At 65.6% G+C, this 20,081-nt stretch carries 21 protein-coding genes; 6 read left to right on the top strand and 15 right to left on the bottom strand.

Annotated features, from left to right (window positions below; all coding sequences use genetic code 11):
- Window positions 1-85 precede the first annotated feature (85 nt).
- The 5 genes from KVX96_RS09220 to KVX96_RS09200 all read right to left on the bottom strand — a co-directional run bounded on the left by KVX96_RS09220 (window position 86) and on the right by KVX96_RS09200 (window position 4,969).
- Complete coding sequence (locus KVX96_RS09220; RefSeq protein ID WP_261194108.1) at window positions 86-571, bottom strand: (2Fe-2S)-binding protein; 486 nt, start codon at window positions 569-571, stop codon at window positions 86-88.
- A 220-nt stretch (window positions 572-791) separates the two neighbouring features.
- The gene (locus tag KVX96_RS09215) at window positions 792-1,793 is read right to left on the bottom strand and encodes a molybdopterin-binding protein (protein ID WP_261194106.1); all 1,002 of its coding nucleotides are present in this window, start codon (window positions 1,791-1,793) and stop codon (window positions 792-794) included.
- Window positions 1,790-2,782 carry an XdhC family protein gene (locus KVX96_RS09210; RefSeq protein ID WP_261194105.1) on the bottom strand — a complete coding sequence of 331 codons (993 nt, stop codon included), beginning with the start codon at window positions 2,780-2,782 and terminating at the stop codon, window positions 1,790-1,792. Before KVX96_RS09210 ends, KVX96_RS09215 begins: the two co-directional genes overlap by 4 nt.
- A gap of 12 nt (window positions 2,783-2,794) precedes the next feature.
- Entirely contained in the window at window positions 2,795-4,054 is a 1,260-nt protein-coding gene (locus KVX96_RS09205; RefSeq protein ID WP_261194103.1) for a vWA domain-containing protein, read from the bottom strand.
- 3 nt (window positions 4,055-4,057) lie between these two features.
- The gene (locus KVX96_RS09200) at window positions 4,058-4,969 is read right to left on the bottom strand and encodes an AAA family ATPase (RefSeq protein WP_261194102.1); all 912 of its coding nucleotides are present in this window, start codon (window positions 4,967-4,969) and stop codon (window positions 4,058-4,060) included.
- A 128-nt stretch (window positions 4,970-5,097) separates the two neighbouring features.
- Here KVX96_RS09200 and KVX96_RS09195 point away from each other — a divergent pair, with 128 nt between their 5' ends.
- Window positions 5,098-6,165 (top strand): glycosyltransferase family 2 protein, encoded by a 1,068-nt coding sequence (locus KVX96_RS09195; protein WP_261194100.1) that lies wholly within the window; start codon window positions 5,098-5,100, stop codon window positions 6,163-6,165.
- A 206-nt stretch (window positions 6,166-6,371) separates the two neighbouring features.
- The gene (locus KVX96_RS09190) at window positions 6,372-7,337 is read left to right on the top strand and encodes a phosphoadenosine phosphosulfate reductase (protein ID WP_261194099.1); all 966 of its coding nucleotides are present in this window, start codon (window positions 6,372-6,374) and stop codon (window positions 7,335-7,337) included.
- 185 nt (window positions 7,338-7,522) lie between these two features.
- Here KVX96_RS09190 and ureG read toward each other — a convergent pair whose 3' ends face one another.
- The 5 genes from ureG to KVX96_RS09165 form a co-directional block, all read right to left on the bottom strand.
- The gene (ureG, locus tag KVX96_RS09185) at window positions 7,523-8,134 is read right to left on the bottom strand and encodes an urease accessory protein UreG (protein WP_261194098.1); all 612 of its coding nucleotides are present in this window, start codon (window positions 8,132-8,134) and stop codon (window positions 7,523-7,525) included.
- 35 nt (window positions 8,135-8,169) lie between these two features.
- Window positions 8,170-8,793 carry an urease accessory protein UreF gene (locus KVX96_RS09180; RefSeq protein WP_261195415.1) on the bottom strand — a complete coding sequence of 208 codons (624 nt, stop codon included), beginning with the start codon at window positions 8,791-8,793 and terminating at the stop codon, window positions 8,170-8,172.
- A 13-nt stretch (window positions 8,794-8,806) separates the two neighbouring features.
- On the bottom strand, window positions 8,807-9,298 hold the full coding sequence (locus KVX96_RS09175; protein ID WP_261194097.1) for an urease accessory protein UreE: 492 nt from the start codon (window positions 9,296-9,298) through the stop codon (window positions 8,807-8,809).
- A 188-nt stretch (window positions 9,299-9,486) separates the two neighbouring features.
- Window positions 9,487-9,708: a hypothetical protein gene (locus tag KVX96_RS09170; protein ID WP_261194096.1), complete on the bottom strand. Its 222-nt coding sequence runs from the start codon at window positions 9,706-9,708 to the stop codon at window positions 9,487-9,489.
- 137 nt (window positions 9,709-9,845) lie between these two features.
- Window positions 9,846-10,070 carry a hypothetical protein gene (locus KVX96_RS09165; protein ID WP_261194095.1) on the bottom strand — a complete coding sequence of 75 codons (225 nt, stop codon included), beginning with the start codon at window positions 10,068-10,070 and terminating at the stop codon, window positions 9,846-9,848.
- 233 nt (window positions 10,071-10,303) lie between these two features.
- Here KVX96_RS09165 and KVX96_RS09160 point away from each other — a divergent pair, with 233 nt between their 5' ends.
- The gene (locus tag KVX96_RS09160) at window positions 10,304-12,229 is read left to right on the top strand and encodes a DUF3604 domain-containing protein (protein WP_261194094.1); all 1,926 of its coding nucleotides are present in this window, start codon (window positions 10,304-10,306) and stop codon (window positions 12,227-12,229) included.
- A gap of 125 nt (window positions 12,230-12,354) precedes the next feature.
- Here KVX96_RS09160 and ureC read toward each other — a convergent pair whose 3' ends face one another.
- The 5 genes from ureC to KVX96_RS09135 form a co-directional block, all read right to left on the bottom strand.
- Window positions 12,355-14,064 (bottom strand): urease subunit alpha, encoded by a 1,710-nt coding sequence (gene ureC, locus KVX96_RS09155; RefSeq protein WP_261194093.1) that lies wholly within the window; start codon window positions 14,062-14,064, stop codon window positions 12,355-12,357.
- 111 nt (window positions 14,065-14,175) lie between these two features.
- On the bottom strand, window positions 14,176-14,760 hold the full coding sequence (locus tag KVX96_RS09150; RefSeq protein ID WP_261194092.1) for a hypothetical protein: 585 nt from the start codon (window positions 14,758-14,760) through the stop codon (window positions 14,176-14,178).
- A gap of 36 nt (window positions 14,761-14,796) precedes the next feature.
- Complete coding sequence (locus KVX96_RS09145) at window positions 14,797-15,102, bottom strand: urease subunit beta (protein WP_261194090.1); 306 nt, start codon at window positions 15,100-15,102, stop codon at window positions 14,797-14,799.
- Window positions 15,103-15,204: 102 nt separating this feature from the next.
- Window positions 15,205-15,507: an urease subunit gamma gene (locus KVX96_RS09140; protein ID WP_261194089.1), complete on the bottom strand. Its 303-nt coding sequence runs from the start codon at window positions 15,505-15,507 to the stop codon at window positions 15,205-15,207.
- A 10-nt stretch (window positions 15,508-15,517) separates the two neighbouring features.
- Window positions 15,518-16,339 carry an urease accessory protein UreD gene (locus KVX96_RS09135; protein ID WP_261194088.1) on the bottom strand — a complete coding sequence of 274 codons (822 nt, stop codon included), beginning with the start codon at window positions 16,337-16,339 and terminating at the stop codon, window positions 15,518-15,520.
- A gap of 225 nt (window positions 16,340-16,564) precedes the next feature.
- Here KVX96_RS09135 and pyrC point away from each other — a divergent pair, with 225 nt between their 5' ends.
- From pyrC to KVX96_RS09120, 3 genes are all read left to right on the top strand, one after another.
- Window positions 16,565-17,605 (top strand): dihydroorotase, encoded by a 1,041-nt coding sequence (gene pyrC / locus KVX96_RS09130; RefSeq protein ID WP_261194087.1) that lies wholly within the window; start codon window positions 16,565-16,567, stop codon window positions 17,603-17,605.
- Between the two features lie 23 nt (window positions 17,606-17,628).
- Window positions 17,629-18,303: an orotate phosphoribosyltransferase gene (locus KVX96_RS09125; protein WP_261194086.1), complete on the top strand. Its 675-nt coding sequence runs from the start codon at window positions 17,629-17,631 to the stop codon at window positions 18,301-18,303.
- A 266-nt stretch (window positions 18,304-18,569) separates the two neighbouring features.
- Window positions 18,570-20,063: a replicative DNA helicase gene (locus tag KVX96_RS09120; RefSeq protein ID WP_261194085.1), complete on the top strand. Its 1,494-nt coding sequence runs from the start codon at window positions 18,570-18,572 to the stop codon at window positions 20,061-20,063.
- Window positions 20,064-20,081 lie beyond the last annotated feature (18 nt).

The following is a 20,081-nucleotide window of genomic DNA, read 5'->3' as shown; positions in this document are numbered from 1 at the left end:
CCCAGATGGTGCGCGGCTGGCTCTTTATGCGGCTTGGGGCTCCTCCTCCCCGTACCGCCAGGCCGACGCGCGAAACGGTTGAAACTTATTCGGCGGCGATCGTGGAGACGTCCTGACCGGACGCGGCCAGAATGGCTTTCACGATGTTGTGGTAGCCGGTGCAGCGGCAGATATTGCCTTCCAGATAGTGGCGCACCTCGGCCTCTGTGGGCGTCGGGTTCTCTTCCAGAAGGGCGGCGGCGCTCATCACCATGCCCGGCGTGCAGAAGCCGCATTGCAGGCCGTGGTGATCCTGAAACGCCTGCTGGATCGCGTTCAGCGTGCCGTCGGGCGCGGCCATGCCTTCGATGGTCGTCACCTCAGACCCTTCCGCCTCGGCGGCGAACATGGTGCAGGATTTCACCGCCTTGCCGTCCACATGGACAACACAGGCCCCGCATTGCGAGGTGTCGCAGCCGACATGGGTGCCGGTCAGCCCCAGCCCTTCGCGCAAATAGTTTGAAAGAAGCGTGCGGCCCTCTGCCTCAGCAGAAACAGCCTTTCCGTTCACGGTCATGGAGACCTTTGGCATGAAATAATCCTCCCAGAAAATTCACTTGGCTGCGGCGAGTAAAGCACGGGGAGAGCGGTTTGAGAACCGTTTCTATTCAGGGTGGTAGCATGGGAAGGTTTTCAGGCTGTGCAGAACAGCAAGCCGGGTATCGCCCGTCCGTTTTGCCGAAGGCAAACCTCCGGTTTGACGGGGCGGACGGGCGATGCCCGGCGGTTCCCGCCGGGCGGTCCGTTTTTGCCTATTTCCGCTCGCGCGGCTGCGGGCGACTGGGGATTTCCTTCAGCAGGCCACCCACGCCCATGCGCGCAATATCGGCGCTGCTCACCGGCACACCGCACAGCAGCCGCTCCATCACCCAATCCGCGCCATTCAGCACCGGAGAGCGTACGCAGCCCGGCAGTCCCACCACGGGCCGACCGGAAAGTGCCCCAAGAAACAACAGGTTGCCCGGATCCACCGGCATCCCGAAGCGCTCCACCTGCCCGCCCGCCTGCCGCAGCCCTTCCGGGGCCACATCGCGCGGATCAGAGGTGGCGGAGGCCGTGAGGATGAACAGGCTCTCCCCCGTCGCTGCCCGCAAAGCCCCGGCAATGGCTTGCGTTTCGTGGGCGGCCGGGATCACTTCAATCAATTCCACGTCCAAGGCGGACAGCCGCGCGCGGATCGCCTCCACGCCCTTCTGCTCGCCCTCCGCCTGCCCCGGCGTGGTTTCGGTAACAATCAAGCTCGCCGTTGTGTAAGCCGGAGGCCTCAGGCGCAGGGCGGCGATGGATTGCAGCGCCGCCTGCCGCAGCGCTTTCTCCGGCACGGCGTAGGAGATGATCTTCACCGTCGCCACCATGCCGCCTTCGCGCATCCGCGCCCAAGGCGCGACGGTGGCCACGGAAATCATCGGGTCCACCGCGTTGGCCCGATGGATAGAAGCCTCATCGATCTCGGCTACACCGTTCTGCGTGGCGTAGATGTTCACACGGCCCGTGAATGGCTTGGCCAGCCGCAGACGCGCTGCCTCCGGGTCTGGCACCAGCGCGGCGGCGAAGCGCTCGGCGGCGGCGTCTTCATGCAGATCGCCGGGCTCCAGCCGGGCCACGGTGATCTCGCTGTGGCCGGCCCCGGCAAGCTCCGCGATGTCGTCCGCAGTGAGCGTCACCCCTTTTCGCAAACGGCGGGTGGCTCCGGCCAGCGAATGCGACAGGATCGCGCCCTCGGCCTCGGACAGAGGAACCGTGCCAAACTTCATGGCACCTGCCTCAGGCGGGCGGTGATCTCGGCCATGATCGATATGGCAATCTCGGCCGGGGATTTCGCGCCGATGTTGAGCCCGACGGGGGCGTGGATACGGGCGATCTGCGCTTCGGTGAAGCCCTCTTCGGTCAGCCGCGCCACGCGTTTGGCGTGGGTGCGGGTGGAGCCGAGGCAGCCCAGATAGAAGACGTTTGAGGCCAGCGCCACGCGGATGGCCGGGTCATCGAGCTTGGGATCATGGGTCAGCGTCACCACGGCGGTGCGGGCATCGAGCCCGTGGGCTGTGAGGGCTTCATCGGGCCAGTCATCAAGGATCACCTCGCCGGGGAAGCGGGCTTGCGCTCCGAAGGCGGGGCGCGGATCCACCAGCACCGCGTCATAGCCCGCAAGCCGCGCCATCACCATCAGCGGCTGGGCGATATGCACCGCGCCAACCACCACCATACGCAGGGGCGGGTTGTGGATGGCAAGGAAGACCTCTTCCTCAAAGCCCGATTTATCCGAGCGGAAGCGCGCCGCGATGGCCTCGCCCAAGCTCGCGTCGCTGGCATCAGACAGCCCCCGGCCCCAATCGGCGGTGTTCACGGCATAGGCCACCGGTCGGCGCGCGGCGCGGGCGGCGACCAGATCCGCCAGCAGGCTTTCAGGCAAGGCTGCGCCAATGGGCTCCACCATCACCCGGATGCGCCCGCCGCAGGCCAGCCCCACGGCGAAGGCCTCATCATCGCTCACGCCGTATTCCAGCAGCAGCGTCTCGCCGGTGTCCAGCGCTTCCAGCGCCTCCACCACCACGGCCCCTTCCACGCAGCCGCCCGAGACCGATCCCGCGATCTCCCCTTCACCGCTGATCGCCAGCTGGCTGCCCACGGGGCGCGGCGCGCTGCCCCATGTTTCCACCACCGTGGCCAAAGCGGCGCGGCGGCCGTCCCGATGCCAGCGCAGGGCAGTTTCGGGGATATCGTCGAATGTCTCTGTCTTGCTCATGGCGCCCCCTCCTTACGCGCGGCCCTGCAACAGGGCCATCAGCCGCGCTTTCTCCCCGGTATCATCGCTCCGGCTGAGCGCTTCGCCAAGGGCCTCCAGCGAGGCAATGTTGTGCCCGGCGCGGAAACTATCCACCCGCGGCAGCATGGCGGCGATCCCGCGCGCCTTGGGCGCAAAGCCCTCCCAGCGCAGCAGCGGGTTGAGCCAGATCAGCCGCCGCGCCGAAAGTTGCAGCCGCTCCATCTCTTTAGCCAAAGCCTCCGGATCGTCCCGGTCCAGCCCATCGGTGATCAGCAGCACCACCGCGCCCTGCCCCATCACCCGGCGGGACCAATCGCGGTTGAAGTCATGCAGACAGGCCCCGATGCGGGTGCCGCCTTCCCAATCCTGCGCTTCCGCGCCGGCCGCTTTCAGCCCAGCATCCACGTCGCGCGTGGCCAGATGGCGGGTGATGTTGGTGAGCCGCGTGCCGAAGGTGAAGGCATGAACCTTCGCCCAGCCCGCGCCCTTCTGGTTCGACACCGCATGCAGGAAATGCAGCACCGCGCGGGAGTAGGACGACATGCTGCCGGAAATATCACAGAGCACCACGAGGTTGGGCCAGCGGATGCGCGGCTCTTTCAGCGAAAGCCGCTGGATCTCCCCACCCTTGCGCATGGCCTGCCGCATGGTCCCGCGCCAATCCGCTCGCCGCCCGTGCAGCGCAGCCTGCGTGCGGCGCGAAGCGATGGGCTGCACCGGCAGCTTGAGCCGGGCAATCATGCGTTTGGCTTCGGCCATCTCGGCGGTGGACATCTGCTCAAAATCCAGCGTGCGCAGCCGTTCCTGCGCCGACATCGTCACCCGCGCATCGATTTCGATCTCTTCGCCGCCCTCGTTTTCAGGCGTCTCGATCTCAGGCTGCATCCCGTCCAGAAGCGCCTCGGCGGCGCGTTTCTCGGCCGAGCGGGCGCTGCGTTCCTCCTGCACGCCGCGAATGGCGGGCAGCATCATCGCCATCATGTGCTCCATGAAGCGCGGATCACGCCAGAACAGGCGGAAGACCTGCGCGAAGGTGGCGCGGTGTTCGGGGCGGGAGACGAAGCATGCGTGCAGCACCCAGTAGAAATCGCGTTTGTCGGTGAAGCCCGCCGCCTCCACCGCGCGGACCGCATCCACCGTGCGCCCGGGGCCGACAGGCAGGCCCGCCTTGCGCAAGGCGCGCGCGAACCAGAGGATGTTTTCCGCCAGCCGCCCCTCCTCGGGGATCTCAAGCGGGATATGCTCGGCCAAGGCTTACGCGGGCTCCAGCGCGGCGCGGGTTTCCTCCAGCAGCCGCTTGGCCTCGGAGCCCTGCAGCTTCTGGATGTCGTCCTGATACTTCAGGATCGCGCCTAGCGTGTCGGCGATCACCTCGGGGCTGAGCGAGATCACGTCCAGCGCAAGAAGGCATTTGGCCCAGTCGATGGTTTCGGCCACGCCGGGCTTCTTGAACAGATCCTCGGTGCGCAGGCGCTGCACGAAGGCGACGATCTCACGGCTTAAGGTCTCGGTGGCCTCCGGCGCACGGGCTTTCAGGATCGCGAGTTCGCGCTCGAAATCCGGGTAATCCACCCAGTGATAGAGGCAGCGGCGCTTGAGCGCGTCGTGCACTTCGCGGGTGCGGTTGGAGGTGAGGATGACGATGGGCGGCTCAGCTGCCGCGATGGTGCCAAGCTCGGGGATCGTGACCTGAAAGTCGGAAAGCGCTTCGAGCAGGAAGGCCTCGAAAGGCTCATCAGTACGGTCCAGTTCATCGATCAGCAGTACAGGCGCGCCACCCTCCTGCGGGCGCATGGCCTGCAGCAGCGGGCGTTCGATCAGATAGTCGGAAGAAAACAGCTCGGCCTGCAGCGCGTTGCGCTCGGCCCCACCGGAGGCCTCCGCCGTGCGGATCGCCACCATCTGGGCCGGGAAGTTCCACTCGTAAACCGCGCTCGCCGCATCCAGCCCCTCGTAGCATTGCAGCCGGATCAGCTTGCGCCCCAGCGCGGCCGAAAGCGCCTTGGCGATCTCCGTCTTGCCCACGCCCGCCTCGCCTTCCAGAAACAGGGGCCGCCCCAGCTTGAGTGCAAGGAAGGCCACCGTGGCCAGATCCCGCCCGCAGACGTACTCCTGACTGCCAAGCGCGGCCTGAACCGCGTCGATGGATGAAATATCTGCCGCCATGACTGCCTCCTCACCGCTCATAGCTGCACTTCGCCCCGCCCACGTCAAGCGTGCAGGCCGCCATTGCGTGCCGGCACACCAGCCGCTACCCCTATGGAAAGCCAACAGGAACCGGATCATTCCCCACCGTGCGCATCCTGATCATCACCACCGTCCGCGACGAAGGCCCCTTCCTGCTGGACTGGATCGCCCATCACCGCGCTGCCGGGGTCACGGATTTCCTGATCTACAGCAACGATTGCTCCGATGGCACCGAAGCGCTGCTCGACAGCCTCGCGCCTGCGGGCGTGGTGCATGTGCCGCAAGAGGTGACGGGCAAGAAAACGCCCCAGTGGCAGGCGCTGAAAGCGGCCTGGGATCACCCGCTGCGGGAGGCCGCCGACTGGATCCTCGTGTCCGACTGCGACGAATACGTGAGTCTTGCCGAGCCGCTCAACGGCCTGCCCGATCTGACCCGCGCCTGCCCGGACAGCACCGACGCCATCGCCCTTCCGTGGCGCTTTTTCGGCAACAACGGCGTGCGCGCGTTTGAGGACCGCCCGGTCACCGAGCAATTCCAGCGCGCCGCGCCGGAGTCCTGCCCCTTTCCGCTCAACGCCACCTATTTCAAAACCCTGCTGCGCAACGCGCCCAAGGTGCAGAAGCTCGGCGTGCACCGCCCGAAATTCCGCAAATCCAAACAGCACGCCGCGGCGAATTGGTGCGACGGCGGAGCAAAGCCCCTGCCCGCGCTCTATGCCAAGGCGGAATCCCGCATTTCGCTGCATCCGCTCACCGGGACGGGCGCTCTGGCGCGGCTCAACCACTACTCCCTGCGCTCGGCGGAAAGCTTCCTGGTGAAACGCGCGCGGGGCCTGCCCAACCACACCGACCGCGACATCGACCTCGCCTATTGGGTGGAGCGCAATTTCAACACCGAGGAAGATACGCGCATCCAGCGCATGGCCCCGGCAACGCGCACGGCGCGGGGCGAACTGGCCGCCCTGCCCGGTGTCGAGGCCGCGCACGCCGCTTGCGTGGCGGCCCATCGCGCCAAGATCGCCACGCACCTGCAGACGCAGGACGTGATCTATTTCTTCTCCCGTCTGCTGCTCGCGCCCGACACGCCCGTGCTGCCGCGCGCAGATGCCGAATCGATCTACAACCTGCACCGCGCCGCCCTGGCCCGCGCCGCACAGGGCGAGGCCAGCGCATAGGCTTTGGGCAGCTGCCGGTCTGCCAAAAGGTTAATTGCCCCCGAGGCCTGTGATTTTCGCCCCCTACGCCGCCGGTTGTTTCCCGAGGCGAAACACCGACATGAGAACGGGCGCACGCCATCCCATTTTCGCCCCAATACGTGGTAAGGATAGGGATGTGCAATTTAGTGACTGTTGGGATTTTACGAGTTTAGGGCGTTGAACCTATGGACGATGAAACTGTGAGTATGAGCGAAAACCTTTCGCTCGCCGATCGGGATGCGTGGCTCGAACGCATCGACGATATCGGCGAGGAGCGCGGCTATTTTCAGCCGCTTGGGCCGAAGCATTCGGCCATTTTTACCGATGAATCCCCCACCTTGCTGGTGACGTTCGAAACCATCGAGTCGATCGCGAAAACATCGCCGGACGCGCAGCCCTTGGGCTTCCACCTCGTGGAAGGCACCGACTGGTCGCAGCTCTGCATCCTCGCCCATGAGGAAACATGGTTCCGGGATCGCTATGTCTACGGCTATTTTGATCGGCTGGTGGACGATGGCTTCTTCGAGGATTTCGACCGCGTGATCTTTTATGGCGCCGGGGCCTGCGGCTATGCGGCGGCGGCCTTCTCGGTGGCAGCGCCGGGGGCCACGGTGATCAGCCTGCAGCCGCAGGCGACGCTGGATCCGCAGGTCACCGCCTGGGACACGCGCTTCAAGGCGCAGCGCCGGCTCTCCTTCACCGATCGCTACGGCTACGCGCCGGATATGGTGGAAGGGGCTGGGAAGGTCTTCGTGATGCATGATCCGGCGCAGCCCTTCGATGCGATGCATGCGGCGCTGTTCACACGGCCCCATGTGCAGCAGATCCGTTGCCGCCACATGGGCCCCGACGTGCAGGAGAGCCTGCAGGCGATGGAGATCCTCACCCCGATGATCCGCGCCGCCGCGAAAGGCGATTTCAGCGCCGACAGCATCCACCGCCTGCTGCGCGCCCGCCGCGCCCATGGGCCTTACCTCGAAAAGCTCACCGAGGCCGCACGCCGGGGCGACAAGCCCCTGATGACGGCCTATGCGGCGGAAGCCATGAAGGAGGCCACCGGCAGCGTGGACGCGGTGCGCAAGCACTACCGCTGGGCGCGCAACGTGCTGGCCGCCTCTGGCCGCTCGCTGGAGCAGCCCGAAGAGGCTTGAACGGGCTTCAGAAGAGCATTTGCTTGGAACGATTTGGAACGGTAGCGCCGTCCCGAGGGGTGGCGCAATCGCGCCGCCCCGTTTTGCCGGAGGCAAACCTGCGGTTTGACGAGGCGGGACGGCGCGGCCCAACAGTACCTGTTGGGCAAAAGGCAGAGTCGAGGTAGGGCCTCTAGTAACAGCGCCTAAAGCCCGCCCTGTTCCTTCAGGAAATCCACCACCTGTGAAACGCCCTTGCCGCTCTTCAGCGCCCCCATCACGAAGGGGCGTGGCCCGCGCGCGGTGCGGGCGTCGCTTTCCAGCTGCGCCACGTCCACGCCCACATAGGGCGCGAGATCGGTCTTGTTGATGATCAACAGATCGGAGCGCGCCAGCCCCGGCCCTTTCTTGCGCGGGATGTCCTGCCCGGCGGCGGTGTCGATCACGTAGAGCGTCAGATCGGCCAGCTCGGGGCTGAAGGTTGCGGCCAGATTGTCGCCGCCGCTCTCGATCAGCACCACATCCAGATCGGGAAATTCCGCGCTCAGTTCGGCCACGGCGGCGAGGTTGATCGAGGCATCCTCGCGGATCGCCGTATGGGGGCAGCCGCCGGTTTCCACGCCCCGGATCCGTTCCAAGGGGAGCGCCTGTGCGCGCATCAGGTATTCGGCGTCCTCGCGGGTGTAGATGTCATTGGTGATCACCGCCACGGAGTACTCCGCGCTCAGCGCCCGGCAGAGCTGCTCGGTGAGGGTGGTCTTTCCCGCGCCCACGGGGCCGCCGATGCCGACGCGGAGAGGTCCGTTCTTGCTGGCCATGTCTGCTGCCTTCTTCTCGTCTTCGGGCGCGCCGTTCAGGATTTGAACAGCCGCACCTCTTGTGTTTCATGTTTCATCGCCGCCATGTCCGCGCCCTGTACTGCGCTACCAAAGCTCAAAGGATCGCGCGTGACGGCCTCAGTCGCGATGCGCGTGATCTCCTCATGGAGCGCCGCCAGCACCTGCTGGCCGGCCGTCTGCCCAAGGGGGATGAAGCGCACGCCCGCGCTGACCAGATTGGCCGTGAAGGCGTGCAGGTAAAGCGCGGCGACCTGCTCGGGCGGCAGGCTCAACTGGCGCGCGGCCACGCCCACGGCTACCGGCAGGGACGCGGGCGCGACGGCACTGGGAAGAAGCGCCGAGACCGTCTGCGCAAAAGCCGTGCCTTGCGCCTCGGCCTCCTCCAGCCGCTCTTTCGAGGCCGCCAGTGCGCGGGCCAGATCGGCCACGTCTTCGCCCACCATGGCGCGCCCGATCAGAGCCGCATCCATCCGCCCGGTGCCAAGGCGCAGAAGCGCCAGCAGCCAGCTCTGCAAGCTCGCCGCATCGCGTACATGGCCTGCCTCGATGGCCTGCTCCAGCCCGTGAGAATAGGCAAAGCCCCCCACCGGAAACGCCGGGGAGAGCCATTGCGTGAGTTTCAGAAGATCCGGGGTCATCGGTGGCGCGGGCTTACCCGTGGGAATGACTGTGGCTGTGATCATGCGCCCCGTCCGGCCCGTGGCTGTGGCCGAAGGTGCGCCCGTGGCCATAGGCCCCGCCTTCCGGGCAAAACGCGCGCGACACCGGTTTCACTTCGGCGCCGAGCGTCTCCAGCATCTTGGCGAGCACGTGATCGTCTTGAATCCACAAGCATTCGCTGCCGATCTCGCAAGGGGTGTGGCGGTTGCCGATGTGCCAGGCCAGCCGCACAAGATCGCCGCGCACTTCCAGCAGTGATTCCGGCGCGGCCTGCACCTCGATCATCCGGCCATCCTCCAGCACGAAAGCATCGCCTGCGTTCAGGCTGGCGGTGGAGGGGAAATCGACAAGGAAGGCGGTGCCGTCATCGGCCTCAAGGCGGCGGCGGCGCAGCAGGCGGCCCTCATAGGTCAGCGCGACCGTGGCAAAGGGAGCGGCTTTGAGCGGCGGGTGGCTGTGGCCCTGGGCAACCGGAAGGCTCATGGCCGTGCCGCCCCCGCGCGTGCGCCTGTCTCGAATTTGCCCATGCCGCTGCCCCTTCTTGCCGTGCCAAGCGCTGCCTAATTGAGCCAGCGCCTTAAATTCGGGCGCAGTCTAGGCAGCATTTTCGGCCAAGGGCCAGCGTAAAGCGCCCGGAGCCAGCGGCTCGGGGCGCGTTTTCGTGCAGATGCTCAGATAAACATCATATCGCGGAAGACATAGCGGGCGATGTCTTCGCGGCGCAGGCCGAGGGCGGCAAGCTCTTCGTCGGATTTCGCGTTCAGACGCTCCATCTGCTCCACGCGGGAGCGGTTCTCGGCGGCGCGCATCAGGGCAGCGCCCAGACGGCTGAACAGCGCGGAAAGGCCAGCGGCAAAGGAAGCGGTGTCGGAATGTGTTGCGGCGTGTGCCATGTTGGAAACCTCGCAGGATACGTTGTTTCCTCCCCTGCCCCCACTCTGGCACGCTGTTAGCGCCACCACAACGAATAGGTCAGCAAGGCTGCCTTGCACGGCGCGCAAGGCTGTCGCGGCGTCAGCCTAAACCGGGCTCAGTGGCCCAGCACGTAGGCTCGGATGTCGCCGCGCTCCAGGCCCATGCGGCCCAGCGTTTCGTCGGACACGCTGTTGAGCAGGTGGATCCGGCGCTCTGCATCGGCCTCGTCGGCGAAGGCCTCGGCGCGCAGGAAGAAGGCCGAGATGGCATCGGCGATCACGCCGAAAACGGTGGCGGGCGCGGTGCCCACGGAGGCTTGGGTGGTGTTTGCGTAGGCCATGCGGCGCACCTTGCGTACTTTTCAAAACTACGGCGGTTATATTTCCGCCTAAAAATGAGGCAACGGCCAGTTTTGCAAGGCCGCCATGCAGGCCACGCAAGGCTTCACCACCGGCACCCCCTAACCGAACGGATAGATCAGCTTACCAGATGACCCGGAAACCAGATTTGGAGATTTGCCAATCCTGCGCTAGGCTCTTCAAAAATGTGAATATTAACAACCGGGAGCCTGCCATGAATTACCATCGCACAACCGCCCTTGCGGCAATCCTGCTCGCCCTTGCCCCGGCGGTGCAGGCGCAGTTCAAACCCACCAAGGAATCGCTGGAAGGGCTCTATCCCGGCAAAGCCTATTCGCCTTACGCGCAGCGCAGCTTTCCGTCGCAGGTGTTCTGGGGCGACACCCACCTGCACACCGCGCTTTCGCCGGATGCGGGCCTCTTCGGCAACACGCTCGGCCCCGATGAGGCCTGGCGCTTTGCGCGCGGCGAGGAAGTCACCTCCTCCACCGGCCTGCCCGTGCGCCTGAGCCGTCCGCTGGATTGGATGGCGCTCACCGATCACTCCGATTTCATGGGGTTCGCCACCGATCTGCAGGCCGGCGCCCCGGCCATCGTGGAGAACGAACAGGGCAACGGCTGGTACACCGAGTTCCAGAAGGGTGGCGAGGCGGCCGCAAATGCGGCGCTCGATCTGATCACAAACTTCAGCCAGATGACGATCGACGAAGAGCTTGTGACCGCCTATTCGCCCGGCTCCACCGCCTTTGCCAATGTCTGGCAGCAGGTGATCGACGCCGCAGAGCGCTACAATGAGCCCGGCGCCTTCACCGCCTTCATCGCCTATGAGTGGACAAGCGTGCCGCAGGGCAACAACCTGCACCGCAATGTCATCCTGCGCGACAGCGGACGTCGCGCCGAGCAGGTGGTGCCCATGGTCACCCTGCCGCCCGTCGGCTCCACCGATCCGCTGGATCTCTACCAGTGGATGCAGGATTATGAAGACAAGACCGGCGGCAAGGCGCTGGCGCTGGCCCACAACGGCAACCTCTCCAACGGCTGGATGTTCCCCACGGAGGACACCTACGCCGGTGGCAAGGTCGACGAAAACTACGCCATGCTGCGCGCCCGCTGGGAGCCGCTCTACGAAATCACCCAGATCAAGGGCGACGGTGAGACCCACCCGGTGCTGAGCCCGGACGATGAATTCGCCGACTACGAGACATGGGACGCCGGCAACCTCGATCTGTCAGCCGCAAAAACCGAAGAGATGCTACCCCGCGAATATGCCCGCGAGGCGTTGAAAGTGGGCTTCAAGCTGCAGGAAAAGCTGGGCATCAACCCTTACCGCTTCGGCTTCTCCGGCGCGACGGACAGCCATACCTCGCTCACCACCGCCGACAGCGACAACTTCTGGAGCAAATCGGCCTCCGTTGAGCCCAGCAAGACGCGGATCGAACACCCATTCTCCAAGACCGATCAGGGCGAGTTTCCCGGCTGGTCGCTGGTGGCATCGGGATATACCGGTGTCTGGGCCACGGAGAACACACGTGAGGCGATCTGGGACGCGATGTGGCGGCGAGAGGTTTACGCCACCACGGGCCCGCGCATCACGGTGCGCTTCTTCGGCGGCTGGGAGTTTACCGACAACGATCTGCGCTCCCGCGCGCCGGCCTTCGCGGGCTATGAGAAGGGCGTGCCGATGGGGGCCGATCTGCGCAGCGCGACCTCGGACGCGCCGAGCTTCATGGTCTACGCCCTGCGCGATCCCATCGGGGCGAACCTTGATCGCATCCAGATCGTGAAAGGCTGGATGGACAGCGAAGGCGAGTTGCATGAGAAGGTGTACGACGTGGCGTGGTCCGGCGACCGCGCGCCGGATACCGATGGCAAGCTGCCCGCCGTGGGCAATACCGTAGATGAAGAGGCCGCCAATTACACCAACACCATCGGCGCTTCGGAGCTGGCAACAGTCTGGACGGACCCGGAGTTCGATGCCAGCCAGCACGCCTTCTATTACGCGCGGATCCTCGAAATCCCGACCCCGCGCTGGGTGCTTTATGACAAGGTGCGCCTTGGCGCGGAGATCCCGGAAGAGGCGGTGACCATCGGTCAGGAACGCGCCTATACCTCGCCAATCTGGTACGCGCCGGAAGGGTAAGAAGATAAAAAGCCAAAACGAAGTTTTGGCAGCGCCCGCCCCGCCCCATGGGCGGGCGCTTCGCTTCCCGCCCCGGTGCGGGCGCAACGCCAGTTCTAAGGTTGCACGTGCCTCGCGGGCGCAAATCAGAACATGAAATACCGCTGCGCCATTGGCAGTTCGCTCGCCGGTTCACAGACCAGCAGTTCCCCGTTGGCGCGCACTTCGTAGGTTTCCGGATTCACCTCGATCTCCGGCGTGGCGCTGTTCATCACCATATCCGCCTTGCCGATGTTGCGCGTGTTCTCCACCGCCAATGTCTGCTTGGCGAGCCCGTAGGCCCCACGCACCCCTTCTGCCACAGCCGCCGCCGAGGTGAAGATCACCGCCGACTGCTCCACCGAGCGCCCGAACGCGCCCCACATGGGCCGCGAGTAAACCGGCTGCGGCGTGGGGATCGAGGCGTTGGGATCGCCCATCTGGGCGCAAGCAATCGTGCCGCCCAGCAGCACCATCTCGGGTTTCACGCCGAAGAAGGCCGGGTTCCACATCACCAGATCCGCGCGTTTCCCCACTTCGATGGAGCCGATATGGCGGCTGATCCCGTGGGCAATCGCCGGGTTGATCGTGTATTTCGCCACGTAGCGCTTCACGCGGACGTTGTCGTTATTGCCGCTCTCCTCCGAAAGCCGGCCCCGCTGCACCTTCATCTTATGCGCCGTCTGCCAGGTGCGGATGATCACCTCGCCGACCCGGCCCATGGCCTGGCTGTCGGATGCGATGATCGAAAACGCGCCCATGTCGTGCAGGATGTCTTCCGCGGCGATGGTCTCGCGCCGGATACGGCTCTCGGCGAAAGCAACATCCTCGGGGATCGCCTTGTCGAGGTGATGGCAAACCATGAGCATGTCCAGATGCTCTTCAATGGTGTTCACCGTATAGGGGCGCGTCGGGTTGGTGGACGACGGCAACACGTGGTTTTCGCCCACCACCTTGATGATGTCGGGCGCATGGCCGCCCCCTGCCCCTTCGGTGTGGAAGGCGTGGATGGTGCGCCCCTTCATGGCGGCCACGGTGTTCTCCACGAAGCCGCTTTCGTTGAGCGTGTCGGTGTGGATCATCACCTGCACATCCATCGCATCGGCCACCGACAGGCAGCAATCGATCGCGCCCGGCGTGGTGCCCCAATCCTCGTGCAGCTTCAACGCACAGGCCCCGGCCTTGATCTGCTCTTCCAGCGCCGCGGGCAGGCTCGCGTTGCCCTTGCCCGCGAAGGCGAGGTTCATCGGGAAGGCATCCGCCGCCTGCATCATCCGCATCGTGTGCCACGGGCCGGGCGTGCAGGTGGTGGCCAGCGTGCCATGGGCCGGGCCGGTGCCGCCGCCCAGCATCGTGGTGAGGCCCGAATGCAGCGCGTCCTCGATCTGCTGCGGGCAGATGTAATGGATATGGCTGTCAAACCCGCCCGCTGTCAGGATCCGCCCTTCGCCCGCAATGGCCTCGGTGCCGGGGCCGACGATGATGTCCACGCCGGGCTGCGTATCCGGGTTGCCCGCTTTGCCGATGGCGGCGATGCGGCCATCCTTCAGGCCCACATCGGCCTTGTAGATGCCGGTTGTGTCAAGGATCAGCGCGTTGGTGATGACGGTGTCCACCACGCCTTCCGCGCGTGTCGTCTGCGCCTGACCCATGCCGTCGCGGATCACCTTGCCGCCGCCGAATTTCACCTCTTCGCCATAGGTGGTCAGATCGCGCTCCACCTCGATGATCAGATCGGTATCCGCAAGGCGCAGGCGGTCGCCGGTGGTGGGGCCATACATGTCGGCATAGGCGTCGCGGGAAATTCTGGTGGGCATGGTTAGACCTGTGTTCTTGCATGACACCGCCCGGAGCGAGCCGGGCGGCGGGGTATTTTAGAGCCAGAAAGCGCGCCGGGCCAAAGGCGCGCCGTTCCGGGTGCGGCTGGTTCAGCCTTTCGGGGCCGGCTTCGCCGGGGCTTTGGCGGCCTTCGCTGGGGTCTTGCGTTTGCGCGCCCTCACGGGGGCCGGTTTGGCCGCCGGTTTCGCCTCGGCTTTGGGCGCGGGCGCGGCAGGTGCCGGAGCGGCAGGAGCGGCAGGCTTTGCCTCAACAGGCGTTGCGACCTGAGCAGGCGCGGCCGGTTTGGCCTCTGCCTTGGGCTTGGCGCGGCGCTTGGGCGTCGGCTTCAGTTCGGCTTCCGGAAAGGGCGCAACCTTGGGCGATTGCGCAGGGGCTTCGGCCTTAGGCGACGCGACCTGTGCCGCCGGGGCCTTGGCGACAACCGGAGCCGCTGCAACCACCGGCTTCGGCGCTTTCACCGCCGCTTTCGCAGGAGCCTTAACGGGCGCAGGTTTGGCCCGTGCGGGCTTGCGCGAGAGGCTCTTGGCAAGGCTTTCGCCCTGTCCGAACGAGGGCGACCAAAGCCCCGTCACCTGCATCATCTGCCGCGCGATCTCGATCTGGGCTTCGGTGGCAATGCACCACAGATCCACGCTGTTCTTCCAGAACTCGACCGGGGTCATCATTCGGGACATTTTGCTCTCCTCTTCAAAAACCGGGACCGCGCCGCTTTAAAGCGCGCCCATAACCTTCTGATTAAAGCCGTAAACTTTGCGCGCACCGCCGAAGGGCACCAACTGCACCTCACGCGTCTGGCCGGGCTCAAACCGCACCGCGGTGCCGGCGGCAATATCAAGCCGCATCCCGCGCGCCGCGTCGCGATCAAACGACAGCCCGCTGTTTGTCTCGGCAAAATGGTAGTGGCTGCCCACCTGCACCGGGCGGTCGCCGGTGTTTGCGACCGTCAGCGTGATCGCCTCAGCCCCTTCGTTCAGGAGGATATCGCCCTGCGCGGTGAAGACTTCTCCGGGGATCATCGGCGCGGCTCCCGTTTGGTTTCAACGGGGATCGGGTGCAGCGCGGGCAGCGGCGCGAAGAAGGCGTGGACCGTGGCGAAAAGTTTGAACATGCGGGGCCTCCTAGCGGATCGGATGGTGAACGGTGACAAGCTTGGTGCCGTCGGGAAAGGTCGCCTCGACCTGTACGTCGTGGATCATCTCGGCGATCCCGTCCATGCATTGCTCCGCGCGCACCACCTCGGCCCCGGCCTCCATGAGATCGGCCACCGAGCGGCCATCCCGCGCGCCTTCCACCACGTAGTCGGTGATCAGCGCGATGGCCTCGGGGTGGTTCAGCTTCACGCCGCGCGCGAGCCGCCCGCGCGCCACCATGGCCGCAAGGCTCACCAGAAGCTTGTCTTTCTCTCTCGGCGTCAGGTTCATTTCCGTTCCTTCACATTTGCCAGACCCGCGGCAACGCCCTGCCCCGGATCCGATTGAGCACATCCGCCAGCGCCCGGCGCAAGGGCCAGGCGTCGCTGGCGAGAAAGCGCAGCACGCATTTGCCCTCCCAGGCGGAGGCCGCAATCGCAACTTCCGCACTTTCGGGCAAGGGGCCGATCCGGCCCAGCATATCCTCGGCACCTTCGCCGACATAGATCAGAGAGGCCAGTACCACCGCGCCGCCAAACACTGCCGGGTGGTTGCGCATCCCCAGGGCTGCGGCATCGATCTGGACGGGCTCCACCAGCACCGGGCGGCCCTCACGGCGGATGTGGCGCAGATCGAAGAAGCTCAAATCCTCGATCACCTCGCCCATGGCCGTACGGCCCAGCACCACGGTTTCCAGCATCAAAAAGCGCGCGTCCGCGGCCAGATCCACCGTGGTGCGGCGGGTCATGGCGGAGCGGTCAAACAGGATGGTTTCCTGCGGCAGCCACTCCAGCGTGCCGCCTGCGCCGACGGAAAGCTCCACCGTCACCTCGCCCACGTCGGCGCTGCTCTGGTAGGCGCGTTCGGCGGTCTGCGTGGTGGCAATCACCTGCGCGCCCGCGCCAACTTCCAGCCGGTAGCCGATCCGATCGCCGCCGGTGACGCCGCCGGACGTGTTCAGGAACACCACCTCGGGCACGGGCGCATGGACCTTGGGCAGAAACGCCTTGGCCGAGCCGGACTGATGCAGGCGGCACAGCGCATTGCGCCCGCCCTTGGCGGCAATCGCCACCTCCGCACGGCCCGCCGCGCGCTGCATTCGGATCTGGCTGCTATCGAGCATGGCTTTCGCCTCATCTCCCCGGTTCGCCTGCAAGCTAGGCTTGCCGAGGCACAGGAAACAAGGCCAATGTGACACTGCCGCGACGCAGCATGCGGAAAATCTGCGCCATTGCGGAAATATTGGGCAACGCGGCGCATCTGCGCGAAGCCAATGATAAGCGCCGTGCCGCCGCCCTCTGCGCGAAACGGCTGGAAACAGGCGGCGATTTTGTGTAGCGCAGGCGCCATGACCAGCACGCTCACGATCCGCCGCCCCGACGACTGGCACCTGCACCTGCGCGATGGCGCAATGCTCAAGGCCGTCCTGCCCGAAACCGCCCGCCACTTCGGCCGGGGCATCATCATGCCCAACCTCGTGCCGCCGGTTGTCACCGGGGCGGATGCGGAAGCCTACAAGGCGCGCATTCTGGCCGCCCTGCCTGCGGGCATGGATTTCACCCCACTGATGATGCTCTACCTGACGGAAGAGACCGACGCCGCCGATGTGGCCGCCGCCCATGCCAGCGGGCTGGTGACGGGCGTGAAACTCTACCCGGCAGGCGCCACCACAAACTCTGCCTCCGGCGTGCGCGATTTCGACAAGGTGCGCGGCGTGCTGGAAAAAATGGCCGAGATCGGCATGCCGCTCTGTGTGCACGGCGAAGTGACCGATGCCGAGATCGACATTTTCGACCGCGAGGCCGTCTTCATCGAGCGCGTGCTCGATCCGATCCGCCGCGCCACCCCGGGCCTGCGTGTGGTGATGGAGCATATCACCACGCGGGATGGTGTGGAGTATGCCCGCAGCCAGGGCGATGATCTGGGCGCAACGATCACCACGCACCACCTGATGATCAACCGCAACCACATCCTCGTGGGCGGGATCAAACCGCATTACTACTGCCTGCCCGTGGCCAAACGCGAAGAACACCGCCTCGCCCTGCGCGAGGCCGCAACCTCCGGCGAGGCGCGCTTCTTCCTCGGCACCGACAGCGCGCCGCACACCGATCCCAACAAGGAAAGCGCCTGCGGCTGCGCCGGGGTGTTCTCCGCCACCAACACGATGAGTTGCCTCGCCCATGTTTTCGAGGAAGAAGGCGCGCTGGAGAGGCTCGAAGCCTTCGCTTCCCTCAACGGCCCCGCCTTCTATGGGCTGCCCGCCAATGAAGCCGAGATCACGCTCACCAAGGGCGATCCCGTCGCCTTTCCCGAAAAACTCGCCACCGGCGAAGGCCCCGTCACCCTGTTTAACCCGGGCCATCCGCTGCACTGGCATGTCACCGCCTGACCTCTTCTGACCGGAGCTGCCCCATGATCCCGACCTCCTTCCCCGCCAAAGAAGACATCGCGCGCCTGACAGCGGGCATGCTGCTCGACATCAAGGCCGTGCATTTCAATGCCCGCGAGCCCTTCACGCTGGCCAGCGGCAAGCCCTCGCCCACCTATATCGACTGCCGCACGCCGATCTCGCACCCGCGCGTGCGCGCCGCGATGATGGATTTCATGGCCTGCACCGTGATGCGCGAGGCTGGTTTTGAGGCCTTTGACAACGTGGCCGGTGGTGAAACCGCGGGCATCCCCTTTGCTGCTCTCGTGGCCGAGCGCCTGGGCCTGCCGATGACCTATGTGCGCAAGAAGCCCAAGGGCTACGGCCGCAATGCCCGCATCGAGGGCGTGATGACCGAAGGCCAGCGCGTGCTGCTGGTGGAAGATCTCACCACCGATGGCGGCTCCAAGCTCTCCTTCGTGGATGCGATCCGCGAAACCGGCGCGACCTGCGGACACACGGCGGTGATCTTCTACTACGACATCTTCAAGGAAACCGAGAAGACGCTCGGCGATCACGGGGTGCAACTGCACTACCTCTGCACCTGGTGGGACGTTCTGGCAGAAGCCCGCGCGCGCGGCAGCTTTGACGCCGAGACGCTCGCCGAGGTCGAGGCCTTCCTGAACGCCCCGCGCGCCTGGCAGGACGCCCGCAGCTGAGGCGACGATTCGCGCTCGCCTAAACGGCCGCGCGCCCGCCGCAGCCCCCGCCAGCCCGTCAAACCGGCGCAGGCGGGGCGCGGCCTGTAAAAGTTTTTCGACATTTCGGTCAGCAAGGCTGCCCCGAAATACAGGTGAGCCCGGGGGCGCGTTCCGCCAGATTTTGTGGTAGGCTCGGCATCCACAGGCTATCCACACAGATATCCAGATTGAAACCTGCCCCGGGCTGCGCCACAAAGCCCTCCAACGGGCAAGTGGGGAGCAGAATGAACGAAATATCCACGTTCCAACCGGGGCAAGCAGGCGAGGGTCCGGAAGAGACCCTGCCCCATAACATCGAGGCCGAGCAGCAACTTCTGGGCGCGATCCTGACGAACAACGACATCTACGACAGGGTCGCCTCCATCATCAAACCGCACCATTTCTACGAGCCGGTGCACGCCCGCATCTACGAGATCGCGGCCGCCCGGATCGCCAAGAACAACCTCGCCTCGCCGGTGACGCTCAAGGCGTTCATGGAGGATGACGAGGGCCTGAAGGAGCTTGGCGGCCCGGCCTATCTGGTCCGGCTCGCGGGTGCGGCCATCTCCTCTTTCGCGGCGCGCGACTATGCGCAGATGATCTACGATCTGGCGATACGCCGGAAGTTGATGGACATCGGCAAGGACATCGCCGATCGCGCCAAGCGGGTGGATGTGGCCAGCGAGCCCAAGGAGCAGATCGTGGAGGCCGAACAGGCGCTCTACGCGCTGGCCGAACAGGGCCAGAGCGAAAGCGGCTTTCAAAGCTTTCTCTCGGCGCTGAAAACCGCCGTGGATGTGGCCAACGAAGCCTACCAGCGCGACGGCGGGCTGTCCGGCGTTTCCACCGGGCTCGTGGACATGGACGGCAAGCTCGGCGGGCTGCACCGCTCCGACCTTCTGATCCTCGCAGGGCGCCCCTCGATGGGGAAAACCTCGCTCGCCACCAACATCGCCTTCAACATCGCGCGCACCTACAAGAAGGGCACGCGGCCCGACGGCACCCAAGGGGCCGTGCAGGGCGGTGTGGTGGGCTTCTACTCGCTCGAGATGAGCGCCGAGCAGCTTGCCTCCCGGATCCTCGCCGATGCCGCCAGTGTGGACAGCCACCGGCTGCGCTCCGGCGACATGACGGAAGAAGAGTTCCGCCGCCTCGTGGAGGCCGCCAAGGAGCTTGAGGCCTGCCCGCTCTACATCGACGACACGCCCGCGCTCCCGATTTCCCAGCTGGCCGCCCGTGCCCGCCGCCTGAAGCGCACCAGCGGGCTTGATGCGCTCTTCGTGGACTACCTCCAGCTCGTGCGCCCCGCCACCGCCAAAGACAGCCGGGTGAACGAAGTATCAGAAATCACCCAAGGCCTGAAAGCCATCGCCAAGGAACTCGACATCCCGGTGATCGCGCTGTCGCAGCTCTCGCGCTCGGTGGAGAGCCGCGAAGACAAACGCCCGCAGCTCTCGGATCTGCGCGAATCCGGCTCGATCGAGCAGGATGCGGACGTCGTGATGTTCGTCTACCGCGGCGAGTACTACAAGGAACGGGAAAAGCCCGGCGAGGACAATCTCGAAGCCATGGCGAAATGGCAGGAAGAGATGGAGAACCTGCACGGCAAGGCCGAGGTCATCATCGGCAAGCAGCGCCACGGGCCCATCGGCTCGGTCGGGCTGTCGTTCGAGGGCCGCTTCACCCGCTTCGGCAACCTCGTGCAGCCCTGGCAATCTGGCAGCATCGAAGAATACTGAGGCCCCGCCTCCCCCAAT

The organism is Pseudoruegeria sp. SHC-113 (assembly GCF_025376885.1).
In the GTDB taxonomy this organism is placed as follows: domain Bacteria; phylum Pseudomonadota; class Alphaproteobacteria; order Rhodobacterales; family Rhodobacteraceae; genus Pseudoruegeria.
The sequence above is the reverse complement of the archived record's forward strand: the minus strand, read 5'-3'. Positions and strand labels throughout refer to the sequence as shown.

Coding starts and splice junctions, on each gene's coding strand:
- pyrC (WP_261194087.1), top strand. CDS start 16,565: ATGACCAGCACGCTCACGATCCGCCGCCCCGACGACTGGCACCTGCAC.
- KVX96_RS09200 (WP_261194102.1), bottom strand. CDS start 4,969: ATGGCGGCAGATATTTCATCCATCGACGCGGTTCAGGCCGCGCTTGGC.
- KVX96_RS09165 (WP_261194095.1), bottom strand. CDS start 10,070: ATGGCCTACGCAAACACCACCCAAGCCTCCGTGGGCACCGCGCCCGCC.
- ureG (WP_261194098.1), bottom strand. CDS start 8,134: ATGGCCAGCAAGAACGGACCTCTCCGCGTCGGCATCGGCGGCCCCGTG.
- KVX96_RS09140 (WP_261194089.1), bottom strand. CDS start 15,507: ATGAACCTGACGCCGAGAGAGAAAGACAAGCTTCTGGTGAGCCTTGCG.
- KVX96_RS09135 (WP_261194088.1), bottom strand. CDS start 16,339: ATGCTCGATAGCAGCCAGATCCGAATGCAGCGCGCGGCGGGCCGTGCG.
- KVX96_RS09145 (WP_261194090.1), bottom strand. CDS start 15,102: ATGATCCCCGGAGAAGTCTTCACCGCGCAGGGCGATATCCTCCTGAAC.
- KVX96_RS09170 (WP_261194096.1), bottom strand. CDS start 9,708: ATGGCACACGCCGCAACACATTCCGACACCGCTTCCTTTGCCGCTGGC.
- KVX96_RS09190 (WP_261194099.1), top strand. CDS start 6,372: ATGGACGATGAAACTGTGAGTATGAGCGAAAACCTTTCGCTCGCCGAT.
- KVX96_RS09210 (WP_261194105.1), bottom strand. CDS start 2,782: ATGAGCAAGACAGAGACATTCGACGATATCCCCGAAACTGCCCTGCGC.
- KVX96_RS09150 (WP_261194092.1), bottom strand. CDS start 14,760: ATGTCCCGAATGATGACCCCGGTCGAGTTCTGGAAGAACAGCGTGGAT.
- KVX96_RS09215 (WP_261194106.1), bottom strand. CDS start 1,793: ATGAAGTTTGGCACGGTTCCTCTGTCCGAGGCCGAGGGCGCGATCCTG.
- ureC (WP_261194093.1), bottom strand. CDS start 14,064: ATGCCCACCAGAATTTCCCGCGACGCCTATGCCGACATGTATGGCCCC.
- KVX96_RS09160 (WP_261194094.1), top strand. CDS start 10,304: ATGAATTACCATCGCACAACCGCCCTTGCGGCAATCCTGCTCGCCCTT.
- KVX96_RS09175 (WP_261194097.1), bottom strand. CDS start 9,298: ATGAGCCTTCCGGTTGCCCAGGGCCACAGCCACCCGCCGCTCAAAGCC.
- KVX96_RS09220 (WP_261194108.1), bottom strand. CDS start 571: ATGCCAAAGGTCTCCATGACCGTGAACGGAAAGGCTGTTTCTGCTGAG.
- KVX96_RS09180 (WP_261195415.1), bottom strand. CDS start 8,793: ATGACCCCGGATCTTCTGAAACTCACGCAATGGCTCTCCCCGGCGTTT.
- KVX96_RS09120 (WP_261194085.1), top strand. CDS start 18,570: ATGAACGAAATATCCACGTTCCAACCGGGGCAAGCAGGCGAGGGTCCG.
- KVX96_RS09125 (WP_261194086.1), top strand. CDS start 17,629: ATGATCCCGACCTCCTTCCCCGCCAAAGAAGACATCGCGCGCCTGACA.